General features: G+C 61.5%; 25 protein-coding genes. 5 read left to right on the top strand and 20 right to left on the bottom strand.

Translation table 11 applies throughout. The features are described from left to right. Positions 1-156: 156 nt before the first annotated feature. The 5 genes from DFO48_RS13790 to DFO48_RS13770 form a co-directional block, all read right to left on the bottom strand. On the bottom strand, positions 157-1650 hold the full coding sequence (locus DFO48_RS13790; protein WP_114863735.1) for a M20 family metallopeptidase: 1494 nt from the start codon (positions 1648-1650) through the stop codon (positions 157-159). 112 nt (positions 1651-1762) lie between these two features. Beyond that, positions 1763-3247 (bottom strand): methyl-accepting chemotaxis protein, encoded by a 1485-nt coding sequence (locus DFO48_RS13785; protein WP_114863734.1) that lies wholly within the window; start codon positions 3245-3247, stop codon positions 1763-1765. 300 nt (positions 3248-3547) lie between these two features. Continuing rightward, positions 3548-4132: a methionine biosynthesis protein MetW gene (gene metW, locus DFO48_RS13780; protein ID WP_003066861.1), complete on the bottom strand. Its 585-nt coding sequence runs from the start codon at positions 4130-4132 to the stop codon at positions 3548-3550. Further along, on the bottom strand, positions 4129-5337 hold the full coding sequence (locus tag DFO48_RS13775) for a homoserine O-acetyltransferase (protein ID WP_114863733.1): 1209 nt from the start codon (positions 5335-5337) through the stop codon (positions 4129-4131). The genes metW and DFO48_RS13775 overlap by 4 nt, the downstream gene beginning before the upstream one ends. Before the next feature lie 215 nt (positions 5338-5552). After that, positions 5553-6122, bottom strand: coding sequence for a TMEM165/GDT1 family protein (locus DFO48_RS13770; RefSeq protein WP_003072281.1), 570 nt, complete (start codon positions 6120-6122; stop codon positions 5553-5555). Between the two features lie 494 nt (positions 6123-6616). Here DFO48_RS13770 and DFO48_RS13765 point away from each other — a divergent pair, with 494 nt between their 5' ends. After that, positions 6617-7009: an RNA-binding protein gene (locus DFO48_RS13765; protein ID WP_003072279.1), complete on the top strand. Its 393-nt coding sequence runs from the start codon at positions 6617-6619 to the stop codon at positions 7007-7009. 240 nt (positions 7010-7249) lie between these two features. Further along, on the top strand, positions 7250-7741 hold the full coding sequence (locus tag DFO48_RS13760; protein ID WP_003072277.1) for an RNA-binding protein: 492 nt from the start codon (positions 7250-7252) through the stop codon (positions 7739-7741). 97 nt (positions 7742-7838) lie between these two features. Here DFO48_RS13760 and DFO48_RS13755 read toward each other — a convergent pair whose 3' ends face one another. Genes DFO48_RS13755 through DFO48_RS13740 form a run of 4 tightly spaced genes read right to left on the bottom strand, consistent with a single transcriptional unit; the run spans position 7839 to position 10812 of the window. Continuing rightward, a complete protein-coding gene (locus tag DFO48_RS13755) occupies positions 7839-8630 on the bottom strand; it encodes an SDR family oxidoreductase (RefSeq protein ID WP_114863732.1) in 792 nt (263 codons plus the stop codon). 3 nt (positions 8631-8633) lie between these two features. Next, a complete protein-coding gene (gene lptC, locus DFO48_RS13750; RefSeq protein WP_003072275.1) occupies positions 8634-9254 on the bottom strand; it encodes an LPS export ABC transporter periplasmic protein LptC in 621 nt (206 codons plus the stop codon). After that, a complete protein-coding gene (locus DFO48_RS13745; protein ID WP_114863731.1) occupies positions 9251-9811 on the bottom strand; it encodes an HAD family hydrolase in 561 nt (186 codons plus the stop codon). The genes lptC and DFO48_RS13745 overlap by 4 nt, the downstream gene beginning before the upstream one ends. Next, positions 9811-10812: an SIS domain-containing protein gene (locus DFO48_RS13740; RefSeq protein ID WP_114863730.1), complete on the bottom strand. Its 1002-nt coding sequence runs from the start codon at positions 10810-10812 to the stop codon at positions 9811-9813. The genes DFO48_RS13745 and DFO48_RS13740 overlap by 1 nt, the downstream gene beginning before the upstream one ends. Before the next feature lie 111 nt (positions 10813-10923). Between DFO48_RS13740 and DFO48_RS13735 the strand changes: the two genes are divergently transcribed. Next, positions 10924-11481: an adenine phosphoribosyltransferase gene (locus DFO48_RS13735; RefSeq protein ID WP_003066840.1), complete on the top strand. Its 558-nt coding sequence runs from the start codon at positions 10924-10926 to the stop codon at positions 11479-11481. Positions 11482-11504: 23 nt separating this feature from the next. On the opposite strand, the gene DFO48_RS13730 is transcribed toward DFO48_RS13735, so the two are convergent. The 8 genes from DFO48_RS13730 to def form a co-directional block, all read right to left on the bottom strand. Beyond that, on the bottom strand, positions 11505-12170 hold the full coding sequence (locus DFO48_RS13730) for a hypothetical protein (RefSeq protein WP_114863729.1): 666 nt from the start codon (positions 12168-12170) through the stop codon (positions 11505-11507). A gap of 142 nt (positions 12171-12312) precedes the next feature. After that, a complete protein-coding gene (locus tag DFO48_RS13725; protein WP_034347941.1) occupies positions 12313-12792 on the bottom strand; it encodes a Crp/Fnr family transcriptional regulator in 480 nt (159 codons plus the stop codon). A 294-nt stretch (positions 12793-13086) separates the two neighbouring features. Then, on the bottom strand, positions 13087-14280 hold the full coding sequence (locus DFO48_RS13720; protein ID WP_114863728.1) for a phosphoglycerate kinase: 1194 nt from the start codon (positions 14278-14280) through the stop codon (positions 13087-13089). A gap of 222 nt (positions 14281-14502) precedes the next feature. Further along, on the bottom strand, positions 14503-14835 hold the full coding sequence (locus DFO48_RS13715) for an AzlD domain-containing protein (protein WP_003072265.1): 333 nt from the start codon (positions 14833-14835) through the stop codon (positions 14503-14505). Further along, on the bottom strand, positions 14835-15602 hold the full coding sequence (locus DFO48_RS13710; RefSeq protein ID WP_114863727.1) for an AzlC family ABC transporter permease: 768 nt from the start codon (positions 15600-15602) through the stop codon (positions 14835-14837). Before DFO48_RS13710 ends, DFO48_RS13715 begins: the two co-directional genes overlap by 1 nt. Continuing rightward, positions 15599-16564 (bottom strand): methionyl-tRNA formyltransferase, encoded by a 966-nt coding sequence (fmt, locus tag DFO48_RS13705; RefSeq protein ID WP_114863726.1) that lies wholly within the window; start codon positions 16562-16564, stop codon positions 15599-15601. Before fmt ends, DFO48_RS13710 begins: the two co-directional genes overlap by 4 nt. Before the next feature lie 42 nt (positions 16565-16606). Beyond that, positions 16607-17104: a hypothetical protein gene (locus tag DFO48_RS13700; protein ID WP_114863725.1), complete on the bottom strand. Its 498-nt coding sequence runs from the start codon at positions 17102-17104 to the stop codon at positions 16607-16609. 10 nt (positions 17105-17114) lie between these two features. Then, positions 17115-17627, bottom strand: coding sequence for a peptide deformylase (def, locus tag DFO48_RS13695; protein WP_114863724.1), 513 nt, complete (start codon positions 17625-17627; stop codon positions 17115-17117). Positions 17628-17830: 203 nt separating this feature from the next. On the opposite strand from def, the gene DFO48_RS13690 reads away from it, so the two are divergent. Further along, positions 17831-19018, top strand: a complete 1188-nt coding sequence (locus DFO48_RS13690; protein ID WP_114863723.1) for a LysM peptidoglycan-binding domain-containing protein — start codon at positions 17831-17833, stop codon at positions 19016-19018. A 13-nt stretch (positions 19019-19031) separates the two neighbouring features. Next, positions 19032-20225, top strand: a complete 1194-nt coding sequence (gene dprA, locus DFO48_RS13685) for a DNA-processing protein DprA (protein WP_114863722.1) — start codon at positions 19032-19034, stop codon at positions 20223-20225. Between the two features lie 127 nt (positions 20226-20352). Here dprA and DFO48_RS13680 read toward each other — a convergent pair whose 3' ends face one another. The 3 genes from DFO48_RS13680 to secD are packed head-to-tail and all read right to left on the bottom strand — an operon-like array spanning position 20353 to position 25681. Further along, the gene (locus DFO48_RS13680) at positions 20353-22758 is read right to left on the bottom strand and encodes a DUF1631 domain-containing protein (RefSeq protein WP_114863721.1); all 2406 of its coding nucleotides are present in this window, start codon (positions 22756-22758) and stop codon (positions 20353-20355) included. A gap of 56 nt (positions 22759-22814) precedes the next feature. Beyond that, positions 22815-23771: a protein translocase subunit SecF gene (gene secF, locus DFO48_RS13675; RefSeq protein WP_003072247.1), complete on the bottom strand. Its 957-nt coding sequence runs from the start codon at positions 23769-23771 to the stop codon at positions 22815-22817. An 11-nt stretch (positions 23772-23782) separates the two neighbouring features. After that, the gene (gene secD / locus DFO48_RS13670; RefSeq protein ID WP_114863720.1) at positions 23783-25681 is read right to left on the bottom strand and encodes a protein translocase subunit SecD; all 1899 of its coding nucleotides are present in this window, start codon (positions 25679-25681) and stop codon (positions 23783-23785) included. Between the last annotated feature and the right edge of the window lie 48 nt (positions 25682-25729).

Below are 25729 nucleotides of genomic sequence, written 5' to 3'. Positions count from 1 at the left end.
AGGCTGGCAAGAGTTTGCAGGATGCAGCCGCCGCCAGCGCGCGTCAACAGTGGCTGCCCCCTGTCCGACCACGGAAACCGGCCATGCCGCTATCAAATAAGATAGCGCCAGATGCTTTGGATACAAGCGCCAGCGGCTGTCTTCTCAATGTTTCCGTCAGGCCTGCGCCGGCTCCGTCTGATGGCGGGCCATGGCGGCAATCACCTCGGCCACCGAAGCCGTGAGCTTCTTGGCATAGGGCACATGGAGGAACTCGTTGGGGCCATGAGCATTGCTCTTGGGGCCCAGCACGCCGCAGACCATCATCTGCGCCTTGGGAAAGCCCTTGCTCAGCATGTTCATCAGCGGAATCGTGCCGCCCTGGCCGATATAGCCGCAACCGGCGCCGAAATGGGCCCGGCTGGCGGCATTGAGCGCATTCTCGAACCAGCCGTCCATGCCCGGCGCATTCCAGCCGCTGGAGCTGGACAGGCCTTCCCAGGTCACCTTGGCCTCATAGGGCGCGTTGTCCTCCAGCAGCGCCTTCATCTCCTGCACGCAGGCTGCGGCATCGACCAGCGGCGGCAGGCGCAGGCTGAGCTTGAAGGCCGTGTAGGGGCGCAGCACATTGCCGGCATTTTGCAGATTGGGCATGCCCTCCACACCGGTCACGCTCAGCGTGGGCTCCCAGGTGCGGCGCACCAGAGCCTTGACGGGATCGGTGGTCGTGGGCAGAGACACACGGGCCGAGCCGCCACAGTCGTAATGCGCCCAAGGAAAGCGCGCATAGGCGTCCTCGCCCAGGATCTCCGCCGTGGCGCGGATCTGCGCCATGCGCTCAGCCGGCACCTCGCAGTGAAAGCTCTGCGGCAGCACGCGGCCGTTCTTGCTGTCCTCGAGACGATCCAGCACCTGCCGCATGATGCGAAAGGACGAGGGCACCACGCCCGAGGCATCGCCCGAGTGCACGCCCTCGGTGAGGATCTGCACCTTGAGCGTGCCGCTGGCCATGCCGCGCAGGCTGGTGGTCAGCCACAGCTGGTCGTAGTTGCCGGCGCCGCTGTCCAGACAGATCACCAGACCCACATCGCCCAGGCGCGGGCGCAAGGCATCCACATAAGGCAGCAGATCGGCCGAGCCGCTTTCCTCGCAGGTCTCGATGATGGCCACGATGCGCGGATGAGGCACGTTCTGGCGCTTGAGCTCCTGAATCGCCGCCACGCTGGCATAGACCGCATAGCCGTCGTCGGCTCCGCCACGGCCATAGAGCTTGCCGTCCTCGTATTTGGGCGTCCAAGGACCCAGGTCGCTGCGCCAGCCTTCGAACTCGGGCTGCTTGTCGAGGTGGCCGTACATCAGCACCGTGGGGCTGGTCGAGGCCTTCTCGGCCGTACCTTCCACCTCGAAGAAGATGACCGGCGTGCGACCCGGCTGCTGAATCACTTCCAGCTTCAGCCCGGCCACTTTTTGCGCTTCCACCCAGGCTGCAGCGTTGCGCAATACGGTGGCGATATGGCCTTGCTGCTCCCAGTCCGGGGCAAACATGGGCGACTTGGCAGGGATGGTGATGTAGTTCGTCAGCTCGGGGACGATGCTCTGGTCCCACTGCTCGGTGATGTGCTGCAGCGCATCCTGTGGCTGCAGCAGATTGGTGGGAGTACGTGCGTTCATGGTCGGCTCCTTCAGTGACGGGGCTACGAGCCATGACGGGCTCGCGCCATGCCCGTGATTGTGCGCCAATGCCGGTGCCTGCGCCTCAGGCATTGACATGCTGGATCAGGGTTTAGTGCAATGCCAGCGCCCCGCGCTCCAACTGAAAGCGGGAAACCTCTGTCAGCAGGCTTTCGGCCTGTTGGCGTAGCCCCTCGGCAGCGGCTGCGCTTTCCTCCACCAGGGCAGCGTTTTGCTGCGTGGCCTGGTCCATCTGCATGACAGCCTCGCCGACCTGGGCCACACCTGCGCTCTGCTCGTTACTCGCTGCGCTGATCTCGCCCATGATGTCCGTCACGCGGTGAATGGCAGCGACGATCTCGCCCATGGTGTGACCTGCCTGGTCGGCCAGCGCACTGCCGTCTGCCACGCGTTCCACGCTGGCAGTGATCAACGTCTTGATTTCCTTGGCCGCATCGGCGCTGCGCCCCGCCAGGACGCGCACCTCGCTGGCCACCACGGCAAAGCCTCGGCCCTGTTCACCGGCGCGTGCAGCCTCCACGGCCGCATTCAGTGCCAGGATATTGGTCTGGAAGGCGATGGCGTCTATGACGCCGATGATGTCGGCAATGCGTGAGCTGCTGGTGTTGATGTCCTGCATGGTCTGTACCACGCGCGCCACCACGGCACCGCCCTGCTGGGCCACCTGAGAGGCGTTTTGCGCCAACTGATTGGCCGTCTGGGCACTGTCGGCGTTCTGGCGCACGGTGGCGTTGAGCTGCTCCATGCTGGCCGCCGTTTCCTCCAGCGCGCTGGCCTGGCTTTCGGTACGCGCAGACAGGTCGGCATTGCCCTGGGCAATCTCGCTGGAGGCATGTTGCATCTGCACCGATGCGCCGTGCACGCGCTGGACCAGTTCGCGCAGCGCGCCGCGCATGGTTTGCAGATCGGCCATCAGGCCCCGTGCCATGCCCCCCGAGCTCCCATCGGTCAGGTCGCCATCGGCCACACGGCGCAACGCCTTGCGCGCATCGGCCGGGTCTCCGCCAAGCTCGCTGCGCAGCGTGCGCACCATCACCCAGAGCAGCGCGGCCGAGATGGCCACGGCCAGCAGGGCCAGCAGACCCGACCACAGCTGCATGCGCTGGGCGCTGGCACGAGTGGCCGCATGCGATGCTTCAGCCGCATCACGGGCCGCCTTGAGCTGTTGCAGCACGGCTTCGCGCAGCTTGCGCCAAGCCGGAGTTTCCCGGGTCTTGAGCGCGGCAGCGGCGGTGTCATAGTCCTCGGCCGCCAGAGTCACGATCTGGTCCTGCGCTTCGGACTGGGCCTGGCGCAAGGCCTGCAAGCTCTTGACGGCGACTTCCATGGCCGTGCCCTGCACGCGCCGGCTCAGATCGTCATAGGCGGCGTCATAGGCCCGACGGGCATTGCCAAGATTCTGCACGGCCTGCCCGTCCGACGGATCCATCACGATATTGCGCAGTGCCTGGCCCGATTGCAGACCCTGGGCATACAGCTCCTGCAACTGCGCCACCACGGCCTGGTTGTTCCTCAGGTAGTCGTTGAAATCGGACTGCGTGCGGGTCAGTCCCCACTGGCTGCTAAGCAGCGCCAAAACAAACAAGGCTGCAGGTGCAGCCGAGCAAAAAATGAGACGGGAACTAAAACGCATGGCAAGGCGCGCACCTGCCGAGGCTTCGGCGCATTGATTCAGATCAAAAAATAAGCAGTTGATTATGAATCAAATGCTTACATTTTTGCATTGCGGCGGCAGCAGCACCGCCGCTTTGCCGCAGGAGTGCAGCCGTCTCAAATTTAAGAGCTACCAGATATTGTCAGACAATGAATTCGATGTGAATCAATACTCAATTCATTGCCAATGAATCGCCATTAGCTACTGTTTCAAGAGCAGCAATCAGGCATGCTCGAAGTGGAACACCGCCGTTGTCGCCAACAGATTGGGCAGGCTTCTCACCACCTGACCGTTTTGCAGACCGAAGGAGTCGCGAATGCGCAAGCGGTTCTTGGTGGCCAGCACCTCGAAGTCCTTGTAGGTGCCCACCCGGATATTGGGCGTGTCATACCACTGGTAAGGCAGGCGACGCGTGACCGGCATGCGCCCGCGCAGCACGGAGAAGCGATTTTGCCAATGTGCAAAGTTGGGAAAGGCAACCACGCCTTGCTTGCCGATACGGGCCGTCTCCTGCAGCATCACCTCGGCATTGCGCAAGTGCTGCAACGTGTCGATCTGCAGCACCACATCGAAGCTGTTGTCGCCGAAGATGGCCAGGCCGTCCTCCAGGTTGAGTTGCAGCACGTTCACGCCGCGGCGCGTGCAGGCCAGCACATTGGCGTCGTCCAGCTCTACGCCATAGCCCGTACATCCGCGCTCGCGCACCAGATGCTCGAGCAGCGCGCCGTCGCCGCAACCCAGGTCCAGCACGCGTGCGCCCTCGGGCACCAGCTGGGCAATGGCTTTCATGGTGGTCAACTCGGTCATGCGGTGTCTCCTGCGCGCTCGGTGGTGTTCAGTTCTCTGGCAATGCCTTCAAAATAGGAGCGCATCACGCCCATATAGCGTGGGTCATCAAGCAAAAACGCATCATGACCATGGGGGGCGTCGATCTCGGCATAGCTGACGTCGCGGTTGTTCTCCAGCAGTGACTTGACGATCTCTCGGCTGCGCGCCGGGGCAAAGCGCCAGTCCGTCGTGAAGCTCACCAGCAGAAACCGGGCCTTGGCCACGGCCAGCGCCCGGGTCAGATCGCCATCATGGGAGCGGGCCGGATCGAAATAGTCCAGGGCGCGGGTGATGAGCAGATAGGTGTTGGCGTCAAAGTAGCCGCTGAACTTCTCGCCCTGGTAGCGCAGATAGCTCTCGATCTGGAACTCCACGTCCTGGGTGCTGTACAGGTAATCGCGCCGATCCGGCGCCGGGCCGCCCCGAGTCGGGTCAGCCCCCTCAGCGAGGAGCGCGGGGGCCCTGAGACTGCGGCCGAACTTCTGGTTCATCACGTCATCGCTCAGATAGGTGATGTGACCGATCATGCGCGCGATGCGCAGGCCGCGCGCGGGCACCACGCCATGCTCGTAGAAATGGCCGCCGTTGAAATCCGGGTCGGTGACGATGGCGCGACGCGCCACCTCGTTGAAGGCAATGTTCTCGGCGTTCAGATTCGGCGCGCTGGCCACCACCACGGCATGGCGCATGCGCTCGGGATAGCGCAGCGACCAGGACAGGGCCTGCATGCCGCCCAGACTGCCGCCCAGCACAGCGGCGAGCCTCCCGATGCCCAGGCGGTCCAGCAGACGCGCCTGCGCATCCACCCAGTCCTCCACCGTCACCACGGGGAAATCCGCACCATAGGGCTTGCCCGTGGCCGAGTTGGTGTGCATGGGGCCGGTAGAGCCGAAGCAGGAGCCCAGATTGTTGATGCCGATGACAAAGAATTTGTCGGTATCGACGGGCTTGCCCGGGCCGATCATGTTGTCCCACCAGCCTTCGCTCTTGGGCTGGCCCTCGTAGCGGCCTGCTACATGGTGGGAGGCATTGAGCGCATGACAGACCACGATGGCATTGCTCTTGTCGGCATTGAGCTGGCCATAGGTCTCGAAGGCAAGGTCGTAATCGGAGATGGAGCCACCACTTTGCAAGGGCAGCGGCTCATCAAAATGCATGAACTGAGGCGTCGCGATGAAGGACATATGAAAAACCCGGCATCGCTAAAAACGAGGCCGGGTCGGTGTACTGTCACTTCGCGGACGGGTCTTTAGCTGGATTTATAAAGCGCCCGCAAGCTTTGGCAAATCGGCGCGTGAAAGTGCAGTGTACTGCATTCATTGCACCGAACTCAAAAGGATCCTGTCAAAGCTGTCCAAGCCTTTTGAGCCTTGTACGAATAGATATGCTTTTGGTAGTTTCACACTTTGGTCAGGAGCGCCGCCACACCCAGCACCAGGAAGATCACGGCGCACACACGATGAATCGTCTTGATCGGCAGCTTCTTGGTGATCTTCTCGCCAAACCACACCACCGGCGCATTGGCCAGCATCATGCCCAGCGTGGTGCCAGCCACCACCCAGTAATACGACAGAGGGTACTTGGCGGCCAGGCCCACCGTGGCCAGTTGGGTCTTGTCCCCCATCTCGGCCAGGAAGAACAGCATCAGCGTCGTACCGAAGACACCCCAACGCCCGGCGCCATTGCCGGTATCGTCATCGTCTAACTTGTCGGGAATCAGCATCCAGCCAGCCATGAGGATGAATGAAATCCCCAAGATCCAGCGCAGCACGTCGGGACCTAGCATCGTGGTGATCCAGTTGCCCACGGCGCCGGCCAGCGCATGGTTGACCAGTGTCGCGGCAAAAATGCCGGCCACGATGGGCAGGGGTTTGCGGAACTTGGCTGCCAGTACCAATGACAGCAGTTGGGTCTTGTCCCCCATCTCGGCCAGGGCGACGATGGAGGTGGATATGAGAAAGGCTTCCATGATGGGGATAGACGGCCGGAGTTGCCAGAACGCATTGATCACGCACCGACTCCGGCCTATCTCTTCATAGGTTTTCTCGGTACGTAATCAATGGTCTCGGCCGGTCGCACTGCGCATTGCACGCTGTGCCGCATGCGCCATAGGTCACGAGGACCCAAGTCTGTTGACGCATGCATCCGGCAGACGGCTGCCGAACGGCCTACTCCCCAAAGAAAGTAGCCGTCATTCTACATGCTTAACCTTGTAAGGCATCTGCGTATTTGGATATTCAAAATTTTGTATTTCAGGGTAACTCCCATCAGGACAATGTTGTTACAAGCACGAAATTTGATCTTTTCGTAATACTACGGCTTCTCTTGTGACTCATAATGCTTGAGTCTTTGTCTGGAAAGCAATTTCTGGATGGGGCAAGTGCGTTAGCGTCTCTAATGTTGTCATCCAAGGCTGACTCCCTAGGGCTCCATCGCGTTTTCAAGTTTTTTCAGGAGTCCAGCATGGGCAACAAGCTTTACGTAGGCAATCTGCCTTATTCCTTCCGCGACCAAGATCTGCAAGACAGCTTCAGCGAATTCGGCACTGTGAACAGCGCCAAGGTGATGATGGAGCGCGACACCGGCCGTTCCAAGGGCTTTGGCTTTGTGGAAATGGGCAGCGATGCCGAGGCGCAAGCCGCTATCCAGGGCCTGCACGGCCAAAACCGTGGCGGCCGTGACCTGGTCGTGAACGAAGCACGTCCCATGGAACCCCGTCCTCCCCGTTCCGGCGGCTTTGGCGGCGGTTTCGGCGGCGGCCGTGAAGGCGGTGGCGGTTTCGGCGGTGGCCGTGGTGACGGCGGCTTCGGCGGTGGCCGTGGCGACGGCGGCTACGGCCGTCGCAATAGCTACTAATCAGTTATTGCCAATAACAAAAAAAGGATCTTCGGATCCTTTTTTTGTTGCTAAACGTTAGCAATGCGGTTTTCGAGCATTTATTTTTTTCATTGTTCTCCGTCATAATTCCTTTCTCGGGGATTTCCCGTTCACAAGCGAATAAGTGTTCAGGACTTTTTGCATGTTTTCCCATGGATATGCAGTGGACATCCTGAATTCGATCGCGCCATTGAAGCATTGAGGAGCTAGGAGTTATTAATGGGCAATAAGCTGTATGTCGGCAACCTTCCTTATGGTGTGCGTGACAACGATCTTGAGCAGGCGTTCAGCCAGTTTGGAGCCGTAGCAAGTGCACGCGTCATGATGGAACGAGACACCGGCCGCTCCAAAGGCTTTGGTTTTGTGGAAATGGCCAGCGAAGCAGAAGCACAAGCTGCCATTCAAGGCATGAATGGTCAGCCACTCGGAGGACGCAGCCTCGTCGTGAATGAGGCACGCCCCATGGAACCCCGCCCCCCTCGCACCGGCGGTTATGGCGGCGGCTTCCGCAGTGAAGGCGGTTTTGGCGGCGGTAATCGCGATGGCGGTTACGGTGGCCGCAGTGAAGGTGGTGGCTATGGTCGCGGTGATGGCGGCGGCGGCTATGGCGGTGGTGGTCGTGGCGAAGGGGGCTTCCGCAGTCCCTATGGCTCAGGCCCACGCCACGGTGGTCGCGGCGGCTACGGTGGTGGCAATAACCACGGCGAATGAGCTTCTTTTAGCAGCTCAGCAATAAAGGCACGATAGCGTGCCTTTATTTATTTTCGAAGACATTCAAATGCATAGTCATTTTCTCAATGTCTTCCACTCAATCCTTTTTTAGGTGCCTGGGCTTTCTGGTTTTCCCCTGAGTCAATCTATCCCACAGATAAGCGGGCAGCATCCGCATTACGCTGCCGACAATCCTCATCTGCCAGGGAATAATCGCATATCTGGCTTTGCGCTCGATAACCCGAAAAGCACGCTTTGCGAACTCCTCGGACGAGAGCAGAAAAGGCATGGAATACGGATTATTTTTCGTCAACGGAGTGTCCACATAGCCAGGCAATAAACTGGTCACAGAGACTCCGGATCTCTGCAACTCAACGCGCAGACTCTCACAGTAAGCAATGGCTGCCGCTTTACTGGCCGAATATGCAGCATGGCCGGGCAAGCCGCGAATACCGGCCACACTGCAAATACCCACCAGACGCCCGGAGCCGCGTCGCACCATGGGTGCAATAAACGGCTGGAAGCTTGCAGCCAGCCCCATGGTGTTGCTGGCCAGCACCTGCTGCATGACCTCAAGATCCTCGCGCAAGGAGGTATCCACGCCCCAGCTGACACCCGCGTTGGCAATGACAACATCGGGCAGGCCCTGGCGCTCAAGACATGCATTCGCAGCACTGCAAGCACTTGCTATGTTCGTGACGTCCGCAGCATAAACGGCGTAGCGGGATGCATCCATTCGCATGGACTGCGCCCACTGCTCCATGACTGCGGTACGTCTTGCCACCAGGGCGATCGACCAGCCCAGCTGGTAGTAGTGCCAGGCCAGGGCCTGACCTATGCCACTGGAGGCACCAGTGATGTAGACGAGTCCGGCCCCACGTCCTGCCATGGCTTATGGCTTCTGGCTGGGCTGGATGACGCCCTTGACTCGTCCCTGCATCTGCAGAATCTGATCAAGGTGCGCGTACTGCATGCTGTCACCTGTAAATCTGTCGTTGCCACGGGTCATGACCACAGACTTGTTGGTGCTGACGCGCTCGTCATTGGGCCAGATTTGCAGGAATTCGCTCTCCAGCCGCATGACAGGCAAAGCCTTCTGGGTTGCAGTTGCAGGTACCGGCTCGCGCTGAATGACTGCCTGGCCGAACATCTGGATTTCCGAGCCATCGCCATTGCTCAACGCCCGGTTGGAGCTGCCCACGGTCTTGCGTCCATCAGGCGTGAAGCTCAGCATGCGTGCGTCGTAGACTTCCAGCGTATCGGTATCGGGAAAGTGCTCACCAGTCGTGCCATTCAGTCGATTTTTGAGGCGGCCCGATGCTTCGAAATTCTTGATGACGAAGTCTTTGAGGAAATAGTCCGGATCGTGCCGCACGGCCTTCTCCGCGCCACTGACAATCGGCTTGGGAGCATTGCGCACCAGCCACCAGGTGCCCAGTGCCAGCAGGCCCATGATGAGCACGGGGAGGTACATCGAGGCCTTGTCGCCCACACGGCGCCATTGCCCACTCATGAGCCATACCCCGAAAGCAGCGACACATAAGCACCATTGGCGGCCAGGAGCAGATCGCAGAACTGCCGCACAGCCCCCTCTCCGCCATTCTTGGCACTGACCCAGTCCGCCACATGCAATGCCTCGTCATGGGCATTGGCGGGTGCGCAGGAAAAGTGGCTGCGACGCATGACGGGAAGATCGGGCCAGTCGTCCCCCATGGCGGCGGCCTGCGGCCATTGCAGACCCAGTTCAGCCAGGATGGACTCGGCAGCCGGCACTTTATCCTCCGTGCCAAAGCGCGCATGTTCAATGCCCAGTTGCTTCAAGCGCAGACGCAGCGGCGCGGAGTCTCGCCCCGTCACCACGGCCGGCGTGATGCCGGCCTTTTGCAACATTTTCAGGCCATGACCATCCAGCGTATGGAAGCGCTTGAGGACCTCACCCTCGCCCGAGAAGTAAAGGCCGCCATCGGTCAGGACGCCATCGACATCGAAGAAGGCCACACGAATTCCCTGGGCCTTGAGCAACAGCTGTGGATCCCATTGCTGGCGGGGTGTCAGAGCAGGTCGGTTCATCAAATCACCTTGGCACGCATCAGATCGCGAATATGCACCACCCCTTGCAGGCGCTGGTTGTCATCAGCCACCAACACTGCGGTAATGCCATGTTCTTCCATCATGCGTGCCGCAGCAACCGCCAGCAGATCAGGCTTGATGGTCAAAGGCCTGGAATGCATGACCTCCTGCGCCGTGCGGCTGCGCAGATCCACGCCGGCTTGCACACAGCGGCGCAAATCACCATCGGTAAAGATCCCCACCAGCTCACCGGATGCGTTGACCACAGCGGAGCAGCCCAGGCCCTTGGCACTCATTTCACGCATCAGGTCCACGCTGCTCACGTCCTGGACAACCTGGGGCACATCGACACCACGACGCATCACATCGCGCACATGGGTCAGCAGGCGTCGACCCAGAGCTCCTCCGGGATGCGAGCGCGCAAAATCCTCGGCACCAAAGCCCCGGGCATCGAGCAAGGCCACGGCCAGCGCATCTCCCATGGCCAGCTGAGCCGTGGTGCTGGCAGTGGGAGCCAGGTTCAAGGGACAAGCTTCCTTGTCGACATGGGTGTCCAGCACCCAGTCTGCATGCTTGGCCAGTGTCGATTGCAGACCGCCGGTCACGGCCACCAGGGGCACGCCCATGCGCTTGATGGCGGGCAACACGCCCGTCAGCTCATCGGTCTCGCCGCTATTGGACAGGGCCAGCACCAGATCGTCCTGCGTCAGCATGCCCAGGTCACCATGACTGGCTTCTGCGGGGTGCACGAAAAAGGAAGGGGTCCCTGTGGACGCGAGCGTCGCTGCCACCTTCCGGCCCACATGCCCGCTTTTACCCATGCCCATGACCACCACACGACCCGGCAGCTGCAGAATGCGCTGAACCACCGCCGTGAATGCGCCATTGAGGCGCGCCGACATCGCACGCAAGGCAGCGGCCTCTATATCCAGGGCCTCGCGGGCCAGGTTCAAAGCTCGCGGTGCGTCGATCGGACGCGAATTGGCAGCATCAGAATTCATGCCCGGATTTTAGCCAGCCCATGCTTGCCGGGCAGCGGGCAACATCCCTTTGACCCGCATTTCAGGCCCGAGCCCATACACTGGCGAGCATTCAAAAACTCAGGCGGCCCCATGCAAACTTCCACCAGCGTCAACGACTATCTGCGCGACCATATCCGCACCGTTCCGGACTGGCCTGCGCCGGGCGTGCAGTTCCGCGACATCACTCCCCTGCTGCAAGATCCCAAGGTCTTTCGCATCATGACCGACGCCTTTGTGCACCGTTACATGGACCCCAAGCTGCGCCCTGACGTCGTGGCCGGCCTGGATGCGCGCGGATTCATTCTGGGTGCAGTGATCGCTCACGAGCTCAACGTCGGCTTTGTGCCCATTCGCAAAAAAGGAAAACTGCCCTTCACCACGGTGGAGGAAACCTATGAGCTCGAATACGGCAGCGCTACCGTGGAACTGCACACCGATGCCGTCAAGTCCGGCGACCGTGTGCTGCTGATTGATGATTTGATCGCCACCGGCGGCACCATGATGGCCGGCAAGAAACTGCTGGAAAAGCTGGGGGCTACCGTGGTGGAAGGCGCAGCAATTGTGGATCTGCCGGAACTGGGCGGCTCCAAGCACCTCAAGGACAGCGGCCTGCCCCTGTTCACTCTGGTTGACTTTGCCGGGCACTGAGCAGCCCCCGCAACAGCCCTGAATCAGCGCAGCTCTCCGTACTGCGTCGTGCCCAGGGAGCCCAGCCCGGACACGGCAAATTCGCCGCCTTCCTCATGGCCAGAGCCAGGGCCCAGCAATGGCGCCTGGCGTGATGGGCGCACACTCGCAGGCGATGCAGCAGCCATGGCCACAGCCTGCTTGAACGCGTCCATTTCCTGCGCGTCAATGGGCTCGAAAGAACGGCCTGAATGTGTCGCAATCGGAGCATGACGTGGCGCCTTCATCGGGGGTACAACCCCGTCAAACTGCGTCTGCACAAAATCAGGGCTGGCAGCGCTTTGAAGCTGCCCGTTCACGCGCCAGTAAACGGCGTGAACCCCTGCATCCATACGGGTCCTGGCGAGCTCGGCAATCAATGCCTCGATACGTCTTTGCTGCTGAGCATCCGCAGCGTATGCAGGAGCCAGATCCACCATCACGACAAAGCGCTGACCAACGCTGTCTAGCGAGAGCACCTTGAATTTGTAGCCGGCAGAGAGAATGCCGACCCTGACCATGGCTTCGCGCACGATGACGTACAACTGCTCGCGTCTGGCAGAGCGCTCACGGCGCTGCGACTGACGCGCTACGGGATCATCCTGGTGGCGCGGTGCTTGCGTGCTACCTTCTCGGCGAGGCCCGCGAGAAAACCATCGGAACAGGGACATGAGCACACTCGAACAAGCAGGATTTACAACAAGACACATTCTGCCTCCAGGTCTGGAGCAGCTCGTGACATTTACCGAAATATTAGCCTTTGTCCGACGTGGATCAAGCACCCGGCCCGGTCGAAACACAAAAAATCTTCACTCAGGTGCTGGCCACCCGGCGGCGACTGTCTCCCGCGCGGCGGGCCAGCACCTGGCCTGCCATGGTCAGCAGCGCCAGGGCCAGAGCAGGCTGGCGATTGGCAATTTCGGAGTAACGCAGCGCCGTCAGACACCATAGACGGCTGGGCGCTGCGGCCTGCACCGTGGCCTTGCGTGGTCGATGGGCGAAGAAGGCTCCCTCCCCCACAATCGCCCCCGGTCCCACCAAGGCCAGGCGGATTCTTTCCTTCGAATCCTGGTAATGCACGCTCAGCGAGCCGTACTCCACCAGATACAGATTGCGATCCAGCGCCCCTTCGGCAAACAACACCTCGCTGGCCGCCAGATTGATCGGCTGCAGATACGGCGCCAACAGCTCCCATTGAGCGGCACTGAGCACGTTTTGGGCGGTATCGGTGGCAACCGAGGTCGTCATCGCCTGGATCAGCGCCGACAAATCCTGAGGTGTTGAAGCGAACATAAGCAGTGGGTAGAACGCGAACGCCGCATGTCATCCGGGTGGACAAATCCGGATACACATCCCGGCCGCTCAGGGCAAAAGAAATTCATAGCGCGCCATGGCTCACCATCAACGCAGGCTGAATGCTAAGCGACTCTGACAGTCCCGCCAATCACTTGCGGTGCGGAGTTACTTTTACTTCCCCAAAGTGTCTGCATCTTCATCCGCGTCAAAGCAAAAAGGATCGACTAGTCGATCCTTTTTTGATAGCTGATATGGCTCTAGCCATATAGGTTAGAGACCTATTTCAAAAAATCAGCCGTTGGCGCGCTTTTCAAGGATCTCGAAGGCGGGCAGCTTCTTGCCCTCCAGCACTTCCAGGAAGGCGCCGCCGCCAGTAGAGATGTAGCCCACATCCTTTTCAATGCCGTACTTGGCAATGGCGGCCAGAGTATCACCGCCGCCGGCAATGCTGAAGGCGGGTGACTCGGCAATCGCCTGAGCGATGACCTTGGTGCCATTGGCAAACTGATCGAACTCGAACACGCCCACGGGGCCGTTCCAGACGATGGTGCCGGCCTTTTTGAGCTGCTCGGCCAGCAGGGCTGCGGTTTCGGGACCGATGTCCAGAATCATGTCGTCGTCTGCCACTTCGGAGGCTTTCTTGACGGTGGCCACGGCGTCGGCAGCAAAGGTCTTGGCGGTGACCACATCGGTGGGCACGGGCACATTGGCACCACGGGCAGCCATGGCGTCGATCACGGCCTTGGCATCGGCCACCAGATCGGGCTCGGCCAGACTCTTGCCGATCTTCAGGCCGGCAGCCAGCATGAAGGTGTTGGCAATGCCGCCGCCCACGATGAGCTGGTCCACCTTGTCGGCCAGGCTCTTGAGGATGGTCAGCTTGGTGGACACCTTGGAGCCGGCCACGATGGCGGCCAGAGGGCGTGCAGGCGCAGCCAGGGCCTTGTTCAGCGCATCGATCTCAGCCGACAGCAGCGGGCCGGCGCAGGCGATGGGGGCGTATTCAGCAATGCCGTAGGTCGTGCCTTCGGCGCGGTGAGCGGTGCCGAAGGCATCGTTCACAAAGATGTCGCAGAGCTTGGCCAGCTTCTGGGCCAGCTCGGGCTTGTTTTTCTTTTCGCCCACGTTGACACGGCAGTTCTCCAGCAGCACGACCTGGCCGGGAGCAATCTGTACGCCATCCACCCAGTTGGCGACCAGGGGCACATCGCGGCCCAGCAGCTCGGACAGGCGCTTGGCCACGGGGGCCAGCGAGTCCTCGGGCTTGAATTCGCCTTCGGTGGGGCGACCCAGGTGGCTGGTGACCATCACGGCAGCGCCGGCCTTCAACGCCATTTCAATGGCCGGCACGGAAGCGCGCACACGCGTGTCTTCGGTGATCTCACCGGCGTCGTTCAAGGGCACGTTCAGGTCGGCACGGATGAAAACACGTTGTCCCTGGGCTTTGCCCTGGGCGCACAGATCGGAGAAGCGGATGATGTTCATGCAGCAAAAAAGCGACTCCGAAAGTCGCCCATACAAAGGTTGGAAAACAAAAAATCTGCCTGCATTCTAGGGCGATCACCTCTTTCAGGCATCGCTTTTACACGCTTACTCGACTCAAAAACAGGAGCATCTAGCGCGCTCTGTAACTGGGTTTCAAGCCTTTTTATCGATGGCTCATATGAAAACAGGAGCACGCAGCTCCTGTTCTGTCTGGTCTTGAGGCTACCAACCCAGACCGATATGCAGCGGCAGATAAATCGCCATGCCCAGAGCAATGGTGCCAAGAATGCTGCGCTTGTAAAAAAAATACACCACCGAAGCAGCCAGCGCAGGCAATCGCGCATCGGCCAGACTGTCTATCAGTTGACCATTGCTCATCACGATCTCGGGCGCAATCACTGCCGCCAGGGCCGCCAACGGTGCGTATTTGAGCCCGCGCTTGAGCCAGTTGGGCAGCGGCAGTTCACGCTCGGGGATCATGAAGAAAGCACGCGTGATCAGCGTGATGAGGGCCAGACCAACACAGGCAACGATGACCCAGAAACTGCTCATCATTACCGCTCCTCCTCATTCTTCACCGCAGGCAGCTGGCTGGCATGCTTTTGCAGCTGCTCGGCCGTCAGGCCTGCAGCCACGGCGGCGGCGATCGCCACCAGGATATTGAGCTTGAGCGGCAGCGCAAAGGCCGCCACGGCTGCCGTACAGGCCACGATGGAGGCCACCCAGGTTGCGCGGTCCTTGAGCATGGACAGCAGCACGCCCAACAGAGCCAGCACGCCGGCAAAGCCCAGCCCCCAGGACAAGGGAATCTGGTCGGCCAGGAAAATGCCCAGCGTGGACGGGATCTGCCAGGCCAGCCAGTTGGTCAGCGCCGCCCCCCAGAAATAGGGCAGTTGCTCGGGCTGCGGCCTGGCCTCTGGGTAGCGGCGCATGAAGTTCACGAAAATCACATCGCCGCTGAAATAGGCGACCGCCAGGCGGTGACGCAGACTCAGGTTGGCGAAATAGCTGCGCCACATGCTGGACAGGATCACAAAACGCAGGTTCACACAGATGGCGGTGAACCAGACCACCCACAGCGGAGCTCCCACGGCCATCAGCGGCAGCACGGCCAGCTGGGCACTGCCCGCATAGACAGTCAAACCCATGAGCAGCGCCAGGGGAACGGACAGACCGCTTTTGACCATGGCCACGCCGGTCACCAGACCCCAGGCGGCAATGCCCAGAGCAGTGCCGCCCATCTCTTTGGAGCCGACCCAGAAAAACGGATCCCTGACTATCGATTTCGCACGCTGGCCCAGCGTGAGCGCCATATCCGTCATATCTCGCCAGCACCCTCACCCAGTTGCGCGCCTGCGGGCAGCTCGAAACCGCGCAGAAAATCGCCTGCGGCCAGGCGTTTGCCACCCGCGCGCTGCAGCAGCGTCATATTGAGCACGCCGCTACCACAGGCCACGCGCACGCCGCGGGCATCGGCTGACAGCACGCAGCCGGGCGCGCCGCTGCCTTGTTGGGCCTCTGCTTCCCAGACCTTGATGGCTTCACCACCCAGGCTGGTGGCGCCGCCGGGGAAGGGATTGAAGGCACGCAGGCGGCGCGCAATGACATCGGCGCTTTCTCTCCAGTCGATCAGGCTCTCCGCCTTCTCGATCTTGTGGGCATAGGTCACTCCATCGGCAGGCTGCGGCGTGCGACTGAGACCTCCGCAGGCCGCCATTTCCAGCGCTTCCACAATCAGGCGGCCGCCCAGCGCGGCCAGCTTGTCGTGCAGACTGGCCGTGGTATCGTGCGCAGCAATCGGCAGGCGCTCGATCACACACATATCGCCGGTATCCAGGCCGGCATCCATCTGCATGATGGTGACGCCGGTTTCGGCGTCACCGGCCTCGATGGCGCGATGAATCGGCGCTGCACCGCGCCAGCGCGGCAGCAGGCTGGCATGAATGTTCAGGCAACCCAGGCGCGGCGTATCGAGCACCCATTGGGGCAGGATCAGGCCATAGGCAGCCACCACCATCACATCGGCCTGAGCGGCATCGATAGCGGCCTTGGCGGCAGCGGCGTCTTCGGGATATTTGCCGTCCAGACGCAGGCTCAGCGGCTGGGCCACTGCAATGCCATGCTCCAAGGCGCACTGCTTGACGGGAGAGGCTTGCAGCTTCATGCCGCGCCCGGCGGGACGATCCGGCTGCGTCAGCACCAGCGGAACTTCAAAACCTGCAGCCAGCAGACTCTCCAGGGCCACGCGCGCAAATTCGGGCGTGCCGGCAAAAATGACTTTCATGGGACTCACAAATTAAAAAGGCAGCCGCCGGCTGCCAAGTCTTCAACGGTGCGGCTCTCGGAGGTACATGCTCTCATCGGTGAACATGACCTTCTGAACCACTCCTTGCGGGTCTATGTGCACATGGGCACGCCGAGCAAAGGTATTGTCCAGAAAACGGTAGGTCCAGATGTCGCCTTTGAAGCTGTAGACCCCCTCGACTATGGCGGGCGGGCCGAACATGCGATAGACATCGTCGCGGGTGTCCACGCCATTGCGCAGCGCAAAAAAGTGCGCCGTATCCAGCACCTGCTCCACGCGCACCAGCTTGTGCCGGGCATCGAAATCCATGTGATAGACCTGCTGGCCGGCCGGCTGCTGGCTATAGACCAGGCGCTGGCCGCCGTCTGGCAGAGGCACGACCAAAGTGGGTTTGCCCATGCCTTTTTCTACCTCGGCCTGAGGCATGCCGGGCTTTTGCCACTGGGGCACCATACAACCCGCCAAACCCAACGTCAGCAGACTGGCAGTCAACAGTGTTTGCAGGCGAGGCAGTGACATGGGACTCCGATCAGGCCCTCAGGGCTTGCTTCTGGGCCTTGACCAGCTTGGTCTTGATGCGATTGCGCTTCAGCGGCGAGAGGTATTCGACAAACACCTTGCCCAGCAGGTGATCCATCTCATGCTGGATGCAGATGGCCAGCATGCCTTCGGCGTCGATCTCGCGGCTGTTGCCGCGCTCATCCAGGGCCTTGACCTTGACGGCAATGGAGCGCTCCACGCCGTCGTAGATGCCGGGCACGGACAGGCAGCCTTCCTCGCCCAGCTGCTTTTCCTCGCTGGCCCAGAGAATCTCAGGGTTGATCAACGCCATGGGCTCGTTGCGCTTCTCGGACACGTCAATCACGATGACGCGCTCATGTACATCGATCTGCGTCGCGGCCAGGCCGATGCCCTGGGCGTCATACATGGTCTCGAGCATGTCTTTCACCAGAGTCTGGATGCGCTCATCCACCTGCGCCACGGGCTTGGCGACCTTGTGAAGACGGGGATCGGGATAGCAGAGGATGGGAAGAATGGCCATGGTGTGTCGGTAAATCTGTCGTTATTGTCCCAACATTTGACGCCAAACGCTTGTCACGCCCTCAATAAACATTGATCTATCGAGGCCTTGCATCGAGAATTTCGACACATTTGTAAGACTTGTTGGCTGGCTATGCCAAGATCGGCCACAGTGCGGCGACGCGAGGGACGCTGCAGCAAACGAATCCCGCCAGAAGGAATTTCATGACCGCATTTGCCACTGCACGGGCCTTGAGCATTGGAGCCACATTGCTTGCAGCCCTGACTTCGGTCCATGCCCAAAGCTATCCTGTGACCGCCACCCAGCGCTCCACCGCACAGCAAGTCGCTCAGCAAGGCATCCCCGAGAACGAACTGGCGCCCAACGCTCCCGCGCAATACACCGTCAAGCGCGGCGACACACTATGGGGCATCTCGGGCATGTATCTGCGCCAGCCCTGGCGCTGGCCCGAACTCTGGGGCATGAACCTCTCCAGCATCGCCAACCCTCATCTGATCTACCCTGGCCAGGTGCTCTATCTGGTGCGCAGCAACGGCTATGCCCGCCTGTCGACCACGGCCCCCAACGGAGATTCCGAGGTAGTGCGTCTGTCGCCGCAAACGCGTGAATCGTCGCTGAACGACCTGGCCCTGCCCACGCTGCCGCCGCATCTGATCGAGCCCTTCCTGGCCGAGCCGCTGGTGGTGGACAGCCAGGCCCTGGCACAGGCACCGCGCATCATCGCCACCCAGGACAAGCGCGTGCTCATGGCCAATGGCGATCGCGCCTATGTGCGCAACTCCGGCGGCGCGCTGGTCACCACCGGCAAAGGCCAGCCCGCGAGCTACCGCATCTTCCGAGATGCCACGCCCCTCAAGGATCCCGTCACCGGGGAAATCCTGGGCTACGAGGCCAAGTACCTGGGCAGTGCCACCGTGGCACGTAGTGAAACATTGCTTGAGTCCGCGCCAGGCCAGCCTGTACAGACCGCGCCTGGAACAGTGGACATCATCCGCTCCAAGAACGAAATCCGCGCCGGCGACCGTCTGCTGCCCTCGCCCGAGCAGCAGTATCTGAGCTATGTGCCCCATGCCCCGCGCCAAGCGGTGGATGCCGCCGTGGTCTCCATCTACGGCGACTCGGTGGGCTACAACGCGGCTCAGAACCAGGTCATTGCCATCAACAAGGGGGCTCGCGAAGGCATGGATGTCGGTACGGTGCTGGAACTCGTCAGCAAGGGCAATGTCATCGTGGACAAGACCAGTCCCAGCCGTGACCGGGTGAAGCTGCCCGATGAGGCCAATGGCTATGCCATGGTCTTCAAGGTGTTTGACCGGGTTTCCTACGCGCTCATCACCACGGCCCGGCGCGGAGTGATTGTGGGCGACGGCCTGCAGTCACCCCTGCCCTGAATGGAGCGTGAGCATGGTGTCGCCCCCTTCGCAAGATGCGCACCATGCCCTGCCCGATGCCGAAACTCTGGCCTGGCTGCGCCTGCTGCTGACACCGGGTCTTGGACGCGCCACGGCACGCCGCCTGCTGGCCAGCGCCGGTAGTGCAGACGCGGTCTGGCAGCTGCCGCTGTCAACATGGGCTGAATGCGCCACTCAGACTCAGATCAAGGCTCTGACAGAGCTCCCGAAAGACTGGGAAAAGCATTGCAGCACACTGGCTCGATGGCTGGCCTCGCCCGCGCCGGGTACCTTGCACACCGTGATCCATCTGGGCAACTCTCAATATCCGGACTGCCTGCTGCAGACCGAAGATCCGCCCCTGCTGCTGTTTGTCCAAGGTCCAGCGACGCTGCTGGCATCTGCCCGCCCCTGGTTCCCCTATCCCGCCACCCTGGCCATGGTGGGCAGTCGCAATCCGTCAGCCCAGGGCGTCATCAATGCACGTAGCATGGCGCAGGCACTGGCCGAGCAAGGGCTGTGCATAGTCTCAGGCCTGGCACGCGGCATCGATGCAGCCGCCCATGAGGGAGCACTCCGGGCCCGCTCAGGCCCTAACCCCTGCACAATTGCCGTCGTCGGCACCGGACTCGATCAGGTCTATCCGCGCGCGCACGCCAAACTGGCGCAGCAAATTGCGCTCCATGGGCTGATCATCAGCGAATACCCGCTGGGCAGCGAGCCCTTGCCCAGGCATTTCCCTCAGCGCAACCGCATCATCTCCGGCCTGTCGCAAGGCACCCTGGTCGTGGAAGCCGCCTTGCAGTCTGGCTCGCTGATCACGGCCCGTCTGGCCAACGAGCAGGGGCGTGAAGTCTTTGCCATTCCCGGCTCCATCCACGCGCCGCAGGCCAAGGGTTGCCATGCGCTGATACGCCAGGGGGCCAAGCTGGTGGAAACTGCTGACAATGTGCTCGAAGAGCTTCAAGGACTGAAGCTCGTGCCAACCACGGCCGGACAAGCGCAAGAAGCTATCAAAAATAAAGCGCCGACACCTGAGAGCCCGTTGCTGCAGGCGCTGGGCCATGACCCGATGACACTGGAGTCCTTGAGCGATCGCACGGGCTGGGATGCCGCACATTTGCAGGCGCAGCTGATGGAGTTGGAGCTCGACGGCCTGGTCGCGCGCCTGCCTGGCGGCCTTTACCAGCGACTTGCTCAAAGCTGAGACGCCCCAAAACCGGCATATCCCGACAAACGACGCCAAGCAAGGGCCGCTCGGCGCCGAAGGTTTCGCTCCCCTTCCCTGGCGCAGCGAATAGAGAAATGGAAAGGATGCAAAGCACCTCCGGTGCTTAGGCCAGTCTTTCCGGATTCGCCTGAATTTTCTGCAGTGCATCGCGCGTGGCGCGCACCGTCAGTGCTTCGGCATCATGCACCGCGAGCAAGCCGGCCTGAAGATAGGTGGCCATGCGCTGCGCCTGCAGCAGATAGCAGTGTCCATCCAGCGAGGCGAACAAATGCAGATGCTTGCGACGGCTATGCCAGACATATTGCACCTGTACACGGGCACCATTGTGGTCCAGCGTGAACCAGCGACCGCTTTCCAGCGACTGGGCCCACTCCAGCATGGCGGGCTCCACCGGGCTGTCCGTGTTGGCAATGACGTTCAGATCGCCCGCATCCACGCCCAGCATCAGCTCTATGCTCTCGCTGGACAGCGGCATATCGTCGAGCTTGCCGTCCTCGCTGATGTATTTCTCCAGCTCCGCCAGGCGCTTGGCCATGGCCTCGATACGCTCGGTCGGAATGGCTGCCGTCTTGGACATGAAGGCCTGTGCCAGCGTATCGGTCAACACCTTGATCGCGGTCGACTGTGCATCGCCCGTCACACTCACCAGCTCCAGTCCTTCACGCAAGGTCTGCAGCAAGGTCGGCAAGCCCTGGATGACACGCGCACGCTCCTGACGCAACGGCTTGGCGCTGGCCGACCAGACCAGCTCGCTGGCCGCCTGCTTGAGGCGCATGGCCCGCGCATCCTTGGCGCCATAGCGCACGGTGGCCATGGCCAGCACATCGGCCCAGGATTTGAAGAGAAAGTCTCGCACCTCTTCGCGCACCGGCATGTCGGTGAGCATATTGCGCAGCTCTATGGTGTATTGGATGGCCAGCGTCTCCTTTTGCTCCACCTGCTGAGCCACACTGGTGATCTTGGCCGTGGACCGATTCTGGGCAAAGTGCCTGGTGAGGAATTCCTCGAACTCGCGCAGCACCAGGGCGAAGACCTTCTGCCCGGTTTCAGGGTACTGCTCTATCACCTGAACCACACGGCGGATCTCGGTCTCCAGCGCATTGCCATTGATGCTGCTGGCATCAAAGCCCATGACGCAGGAGCCCATGCGGTCGATCAGCTTGCGCGCCGGGTGGTTGAGATCGCTGAAGAACTGCGGCTCGGCCAGGGCCACGCGCAAAACCGGGACCTGCAGGCGCGCGAACCACACGCGAATGGACGGCGGCAGACGGTCTTCCGAAAGAATGCTCTGGAACATCAGCGCCACCACCTCGATGGTCGCCTTCTCGCTCTTGGTCTCGGCCTTTTGCTTCCAGTCAGCCGAGCGCTCGCGCACCAGATTGACCAACTGGCCGATCGCCGCCGGGCTGTAGTCCATGGCAGGCATGGCCATGACCATGGCCGAGCCGGCCCCCGCCGGATACTGGGCCTGGAGCTCGGCCGCCATCAGCTGTTGCTGCTCCTGCAGCGCCTGCGCCAAAGCGGCAGACGCCGGAGGCATGGGAACGACAGGTGCGCCGGGCATCAGACCTGGCATGCCGACCGCAGGCTGGCTCAGCACCTGGCGCAGCTGATTCATGGCATCCAGCGCGCGATGTCGCGCCCGCGCCAGCATGCCCAGGCCGGCGCTGGCGCCTGGCGGCAGGGCAATGCCCGGAGCCATCCCAGGCCCGGCGCCCAGGCCGGCAGCCATACCGGCCGGCATGTACTGCATGGCAGAGTTGGCCCAGCCCGCATCGGATGCATTGCCATAGCCACTGCTGGCGCCCAGATGCATGGCCCCGGTGGACGGGCCGCCCTCGGTACGTCGCACGCGCAACGGAGCATCCTGGGCCTTGCTGACGCCCTTGGCATCCAGCAGCTTGTGAAGGATGCTGTACTCGGACTCCATCAGCGGTGCCAGCGCATTCTGCAGGGGCTCCACGGCCCTGAGCAAATGCTTGCGCTCCATGCCGCTGCCCAGCCATTGCTCGACCAGATGCAGGCAGATGGTCTCTGCACGGAACATGTCCTGGGAGGCCAGTTCATGGCCCTCCAGTGCCTGGATACGCAGACGCATGGCCTCGAAACCGGGCTGCAGCGTCTCTCCCATGGCCAAGGCCATGCGGGAGGCAAGAATCTTGTTTTCGACGACCTCGTCGCTGAGCAGCTCGAAGGTCAGCGGAGCCGAGCCCGACGAGTTGCTCTCCGAACTGCCAGAGGGCGGCTTGCGCGCGGCCTGCTGCAGCGCCTGAGCGCCAGCCTGCGACCACGCATCCTTGTGCTGCTGAAAGCCAACCCAGGCCTCGCGCCACTCCTGCATCTCCTTGGCAGTGGAGACGGCACTGCTCTGGTTGGAGAGGAATTCATCCAGTTGCTGAGCGACCTTGGGCAGGCCCTGACAAATGCCATGGACCCAACGCAAGCGCGCCTGCCAGCCCAGCTGTTGCGGGGCCGCAGGCGCGGTGGAGGAAGACTGCGAGAGAGCCATTCCGTAAGTGTAATGGCGGCAGAAGCAGTTATGCACCCGCCGCAATGGTCAAAGCGTCAGACCACGGCTCCCGCGTTGGGATCGTTGGGATCTTGCGACCCGGGCTTGGCTGGAGCCTTGACCAGATCTTCGCGCTTGACGCCCAGCCACATGGCAATGGCAGCCGCCACGAACACCGAAGAATAGATACCGAACAAGATACCGATCGTCAGCGCCAGCGCAAAGTAATGCAGGCTGGGGCCGCCAAAGAAGAACATGGACAGCACCATGGCTTCGGTCGAAGCGTGAGTGATGATGGTCCGGCTCATGGTCGACGTGATGGCGTGATCGATCACCTCGTGGGTGCTGAGCTTGCGGAACTTGCGGAAGGCCTCTCGGATACGGTCAAAAATCACCACGGACTCATTGACCGAGTAACCCAGCACGGCCAGCACGCCTGCCAGCACGGAGAGCGAAAACTCCCACTGGAAGAAGGCGAAGAAGCCCAGGATGATGATCACGTCGTGCAAGTTGGCAATGATGGCCGCCACACCGAACTTCCACTCGAAGCGGAAGGCCAGATAGATGATGATGCCCAGCACCACCATGCCCAGCGCCATCAGGCCGTTGTGCATCAGCTCATCGCCCACCTGCGGGCCGACAAACTCGGTGCGGCGCAGCGTGACCTCTGCATCCTCGGCCTTCAGTGCAGTGATCACCCGCTCACTTTGCTGAGCAGTCGTCACGCCCTTTTGCACGGGCAGACGAATCATCACATCCTTGGATGTACCGAAATTCTGCACGATCACATCGGCATAGCCGAGCTTGGAAACGGTTTCACGCACCTTGCCGATGTCGGCGGGCTGGGTATAGGCCACTTCCATGACCGTACCGCCCGTGAACTCCACGGACAGATGCAGGCCGCGCGAGAACAGGAAAAAAACGGCCAGCGCAAAGGTGATGAAGGAAATCGCGTTGAAGACCAACGCGTACTTCATGAACGGAATGTCTTTTTTGATGCGGAAGAACTCCATGATCTTCCTCCTTAGTTGTTGCCGCCGCGGCCGGCCACGGAACGGTGACCCTCACCCTCAGGCTTCCAGACCTGACCGATGGCGAGGCTCTTGAGCTTCTTGCGACCGCCGTACCAGAGATTGACCAGACCACGCGAGAAGAACACCGCCGAGAACATGCTGGTCAGAATGCCGATGCAGTGCACCACGGCAAAGCCACGCACCACACCAGAACCAAAGGCCAGCAGTGCCAGACCCACAATCAGGGTGGTCACGTTCGAGTCCAGGATGGTGTGCCAGGCATGCTCGTAACCGGCATGAATCGCCGCCTGGGGCGAAGCACCGGCACGCAGCTCTTCGCGAATGCGCTCGTTGATCAGCACGTTCGAGTCGATGGCCACACCCAGCGCCAGCGCCATGGCGGCAATGCCGGGCAGGGTCAGCGTGGCCTGCAGCATGGACAGAATGGCCAGCAGCAGCAATACGTTGATGCCCAGAGAGATCGTGGAGATCACGCCGAACAGCATGTAATAGACACACATGAAGGCAGCAACAGCCACCATGCCCCAGACCACGGAGTGAATACCGCGGTCGATGTTGTCGGCACCCAGACTTGGGCCGATGGTGTATTCCTCGATGATCTCCATGGGCGCGGCCAGCGAACCGGCGCGCAGCAGCAGCGAGGTGTCGTTGGCTTCAGCCGTAGTCATGCGACCCGAGATCTGCACGCGGCCGCCGCCGATTTCACCGCGAATCACGGGAGCCGTCACCACTTCGCCCTTGCCCTTTTCGAACAGGATGATGGCCATGCGCTTGCCCACGTTCTCGCGCGTCACGTCCTTGAAGATGCGCGCGCCCTTGGCGTCCAGCGTCAGGTTGACGGTGGGCTCCTGGGTCTGGCTGTCAAAGCCGGGCTGGGCATCCGTCAGGTTCTCGCCGGTCAGCGTCACCTGCTTTTGCACGATGATGCTCTGGCCGTTGCGGTCCAGATATTTCTCGGAGCCGAAAGGCACGGGGCCGGAGCCCATCTCGGCAGCACGCGCTTCGGCGGACTCGTCCACCATGCGCACTTCCAGTGTGGCGGTACGGCCCAGAATGTCCTTGGCCTTGGCCGTGTCCTGCACGCCAGGCAGTTGCACCACGATGCGGTCCAGGCCCTGCTGCTGGATCACGGGCTCGGCCACGCCGAGTTCGTTGATACGGTTATGCAGCGTGACGATGTTCTGCTTGAGCGCCTGCTCCTGCACCTTGCGCAGGGCCTCGGGCTTGATCGAGGCCACCAGCTTGAAGCCCGTGCCATCGGGCGAGGAAGTAGCCGCCAGATCGGGGAACTGGTCCGCGATCAGGTTGCGCGCCGCCGTCAGCGTGGCTTCGTCGCGCACGCGGATGGTGACGTTGTTGCCGTCGCGGCTGACACCGCCGTGACGGATGTTCTTGTCACGCATCGAAGAGCGCAGATCGCCCGCATAGCTCTCGGCCTTCTTGGTCAGGGCCGCTGCCATGTCCACCTGCAGCATGAAGTGCACGCCGCCGCGCAGGTCCAGGCCCAGATACATGGGCTTGGCGCCGATGGCCGTGAGCCAGTCGGGCGAGCGCGACACCAGGTTCAGCGCCACGATGTAGGAGGGGTCGGTGGGGTCGGAGATCAGGGCCTTCTGGATGACGTCCTTGGCCTTGAGCTGCTCATCAGGCGTATCGAAGCGGGCGCGCACCGAAGTGCCTTCCAGCGACATCGATGTGGCTTTGACGCTGGCCGCGTTCAAGGCGGACTCCACCTTTTGCAGCACAGCGTTGTCCACCTTGACGGTGGACTTGGCCGAGGACACCTGCACGGCAGGCGCTTCACCAAAGAAATTGGGCAGGGTGTAGAGCACCCCCACCAGCAGCGCGATCACGATGATCGCGTACTTCCAGACCGGGTATCGGTTCATGATCGCGCTCTTTGTTTTACAGCAACGCACAACGGGTACGCGCACTCT

It is taken from the genome of Comamonas sp. AG1104 (genome assembly GCF_003350425.1).
Lineage (GTDB): Bacteria > Pseudomonadota > Gammaproteobacteria > Burkholderiales > Burkholderiaceae_C > Comamonas > Comamonas testosteroni.
This window is presented reverse-complemented; position numbering and strand designations above follow the sequence as displayed.

What these genes read in the sequence shown, in the direction of transcription:
- DFO48_RS13790 (WP_114863735.1), bottom strand. Translation starts at nt 1,650, where the DNA reads ATGAACGCACGTACTCCCACCAATCTGCTGCAGCCACAGGATGCGCTG.
- metW (WP_003066861.1), bottom strand. Translation starts at nt 4,132, where the DNA reads ATGACCGAGTTGACCACCATGAAAGCCATTGCCCAGCTGGTGCCCGAG.
- DFO48_RS13775 (WP_114863733.1), bottom strand. Translation starts at nt 5,337, where the DNA reads ATGTCCTTCATCGCGACGCCTCAGTTCATGCATTTTGATGAGCCGCTG.
- DFO48_RS13770 (WP_003072281.1), bottom strand. Translation starts at nt 6,122, where the DNA reads ATGGAAGCCTTTCTCATATCCACCTCCATCGTCGCCCTGGCCGAGATG.
- DFO48_RS13765 (WP_003072279.1), top strand. Translation starts at nt 6,617, where the DNA reads ATGGGCAACAAGCTTTACGTAGGCAATCTGCCTTATTCCTTCCGCGAC.
- DFO48_RS13760 (WP_003072277.1), top strand. Translation starts at nt 7,250, where the DNA reads ATGGGCAATAAGCTGTATGTCGGCAACCTTCCTTATGGTGTGCGTGAC.
- DFO48_RS13755 (WP_114863732.1), bottom strand. Translation starts at nt 8,630, where the DNA reads ATGGCAGGACGTGGGGCCGGACTCGTCTACATCACTGGTGCCTCCAGT.
- lptC (WP_003072275.1), bottom strand. Translation starts at nt 9,254, where the DNA reads ATGAGTGGGCAATGGCGCCGTGTGGGCGACAAGGCCTCGATGTACCTC.
- DFO48_RS13745 (WP_114863731.1), bottom strand. Translation starts at nt 9,811, where the DNA reads ATGAACCGACCTGCTCTGACACCCCGCCAGCAATGGGATCCACAGCTG.
- DFO48_RS13740 (WP_114863730.1), bottom strand. Translation starts at nt 10,812, where the DNA reads ATGAATTCTGATGCTGCCAATTCGCGTCCGATCGACGCACCGCGAGCT.
- DFO48_RS13735 (WP_003066840.1), top strand. Translation starts at nt 10,924, where the DNA reads ATGCAAACTTCCACCAGCGTCAACGACTATCTGCGCGACCATATCCGC.
- DFO48_RS13730 (WP_114863729.1), bottom strand. Translation starts at nt 12,170, where the DNA reads ATGTCCCTGTTCCGATGGTTTTCTCGCGGGCCTCGCCGAGAAGGTAGC.
- DFO48_RS13725 (WP_034347941.1), bottom strand. Translation starts at nt 12,792, where the DNA reads ATGTTCGCTTCAACACCTCAGGATTTGTCGGCGCTGATCCAGGCGATG.
- DFO48_RS13720 (WP_114863728.1), bottom strand. Translation starts at nt 14,280, where the DNA reads ATGAACATCATCCGCTTCTCCGATCTGTGCGCCCAGGGCAAAGCCCAG.
- DFO48_RS13715 (WP_003072265.1), bottom strand. Translation starts at nt 14,835, where the DNA reads ATGATGAGCAGTTTCTGGGTCATCGTTGCCTGTGTTGGTCTGGCCCTC.
- DFO48_RS13710 (WP_114863727.1), bottom strand. Translation starts at nt 15,602, where the DNA reads ATGACGGATATGGCGCTCACGCTGGGCCAGCGTGCGAAATCGATAGTC.
- fmt (WP_114863726.1), bottom strand. Translation starts at nt 16,564, where the DNA reads ATGAAAGTCATTTTTGCCGGCACGCCCGAATTTGCGCGCGTGGCCCTG.
- DFO48_RS13700 (WP_114863725.1), bottom strand. Translation starts at nt 17,104, where the DNA reads ATGTCACTGCCTCGCCTGCAAACACTGTTGACTGCCAGTCTGCTGACG.
- def (WP_114863724.1), bottom strand. Translation starts at nt 17,627, where the DNA reads ATGGCCATTCTTCCCATCCTCTGCTATCCCGATCCCCGTCTTCACAAG.
- DFO48_RS13690 (WP_114863723.1), top strand. Translation starts at nt 17,831, where the DNA reads ATGACCGCATTTGCCACTGCACGGGCCTTGAGCATTGGAGCCACATTG.
- dprA (WP_114863722.1), top strand. Translation starts at nt 19,032, where the DNA reads ATGGTGTCGCCCCCTTCGCAAGATGCGCACCATGCCCTGCCCGATGCC.
- DFO48_RS13680 (WP_114863721.1), bottom strand. Translation starts at nt 22,758, where the DNA reads ATGGCTCTCTCGCAGTCTTCCTCCACCGCGCCTGCGGCCCCGCAACAG.
- secF (WP_003072247.1), bottom strand. Translation starts at nt 23,771, where the DNA reads ATGGAGTTCTTCCGCATCAAAAAAGACATTCCGTTCATGAAGTACGCG.
- secD (WP_114863720.1), bottom strand. Translation starts at nt 25,681, where the DNA reads ATGAACCGATACCCGGTCTGGAAGTACGCGATCATCGTGATCGCGCTG.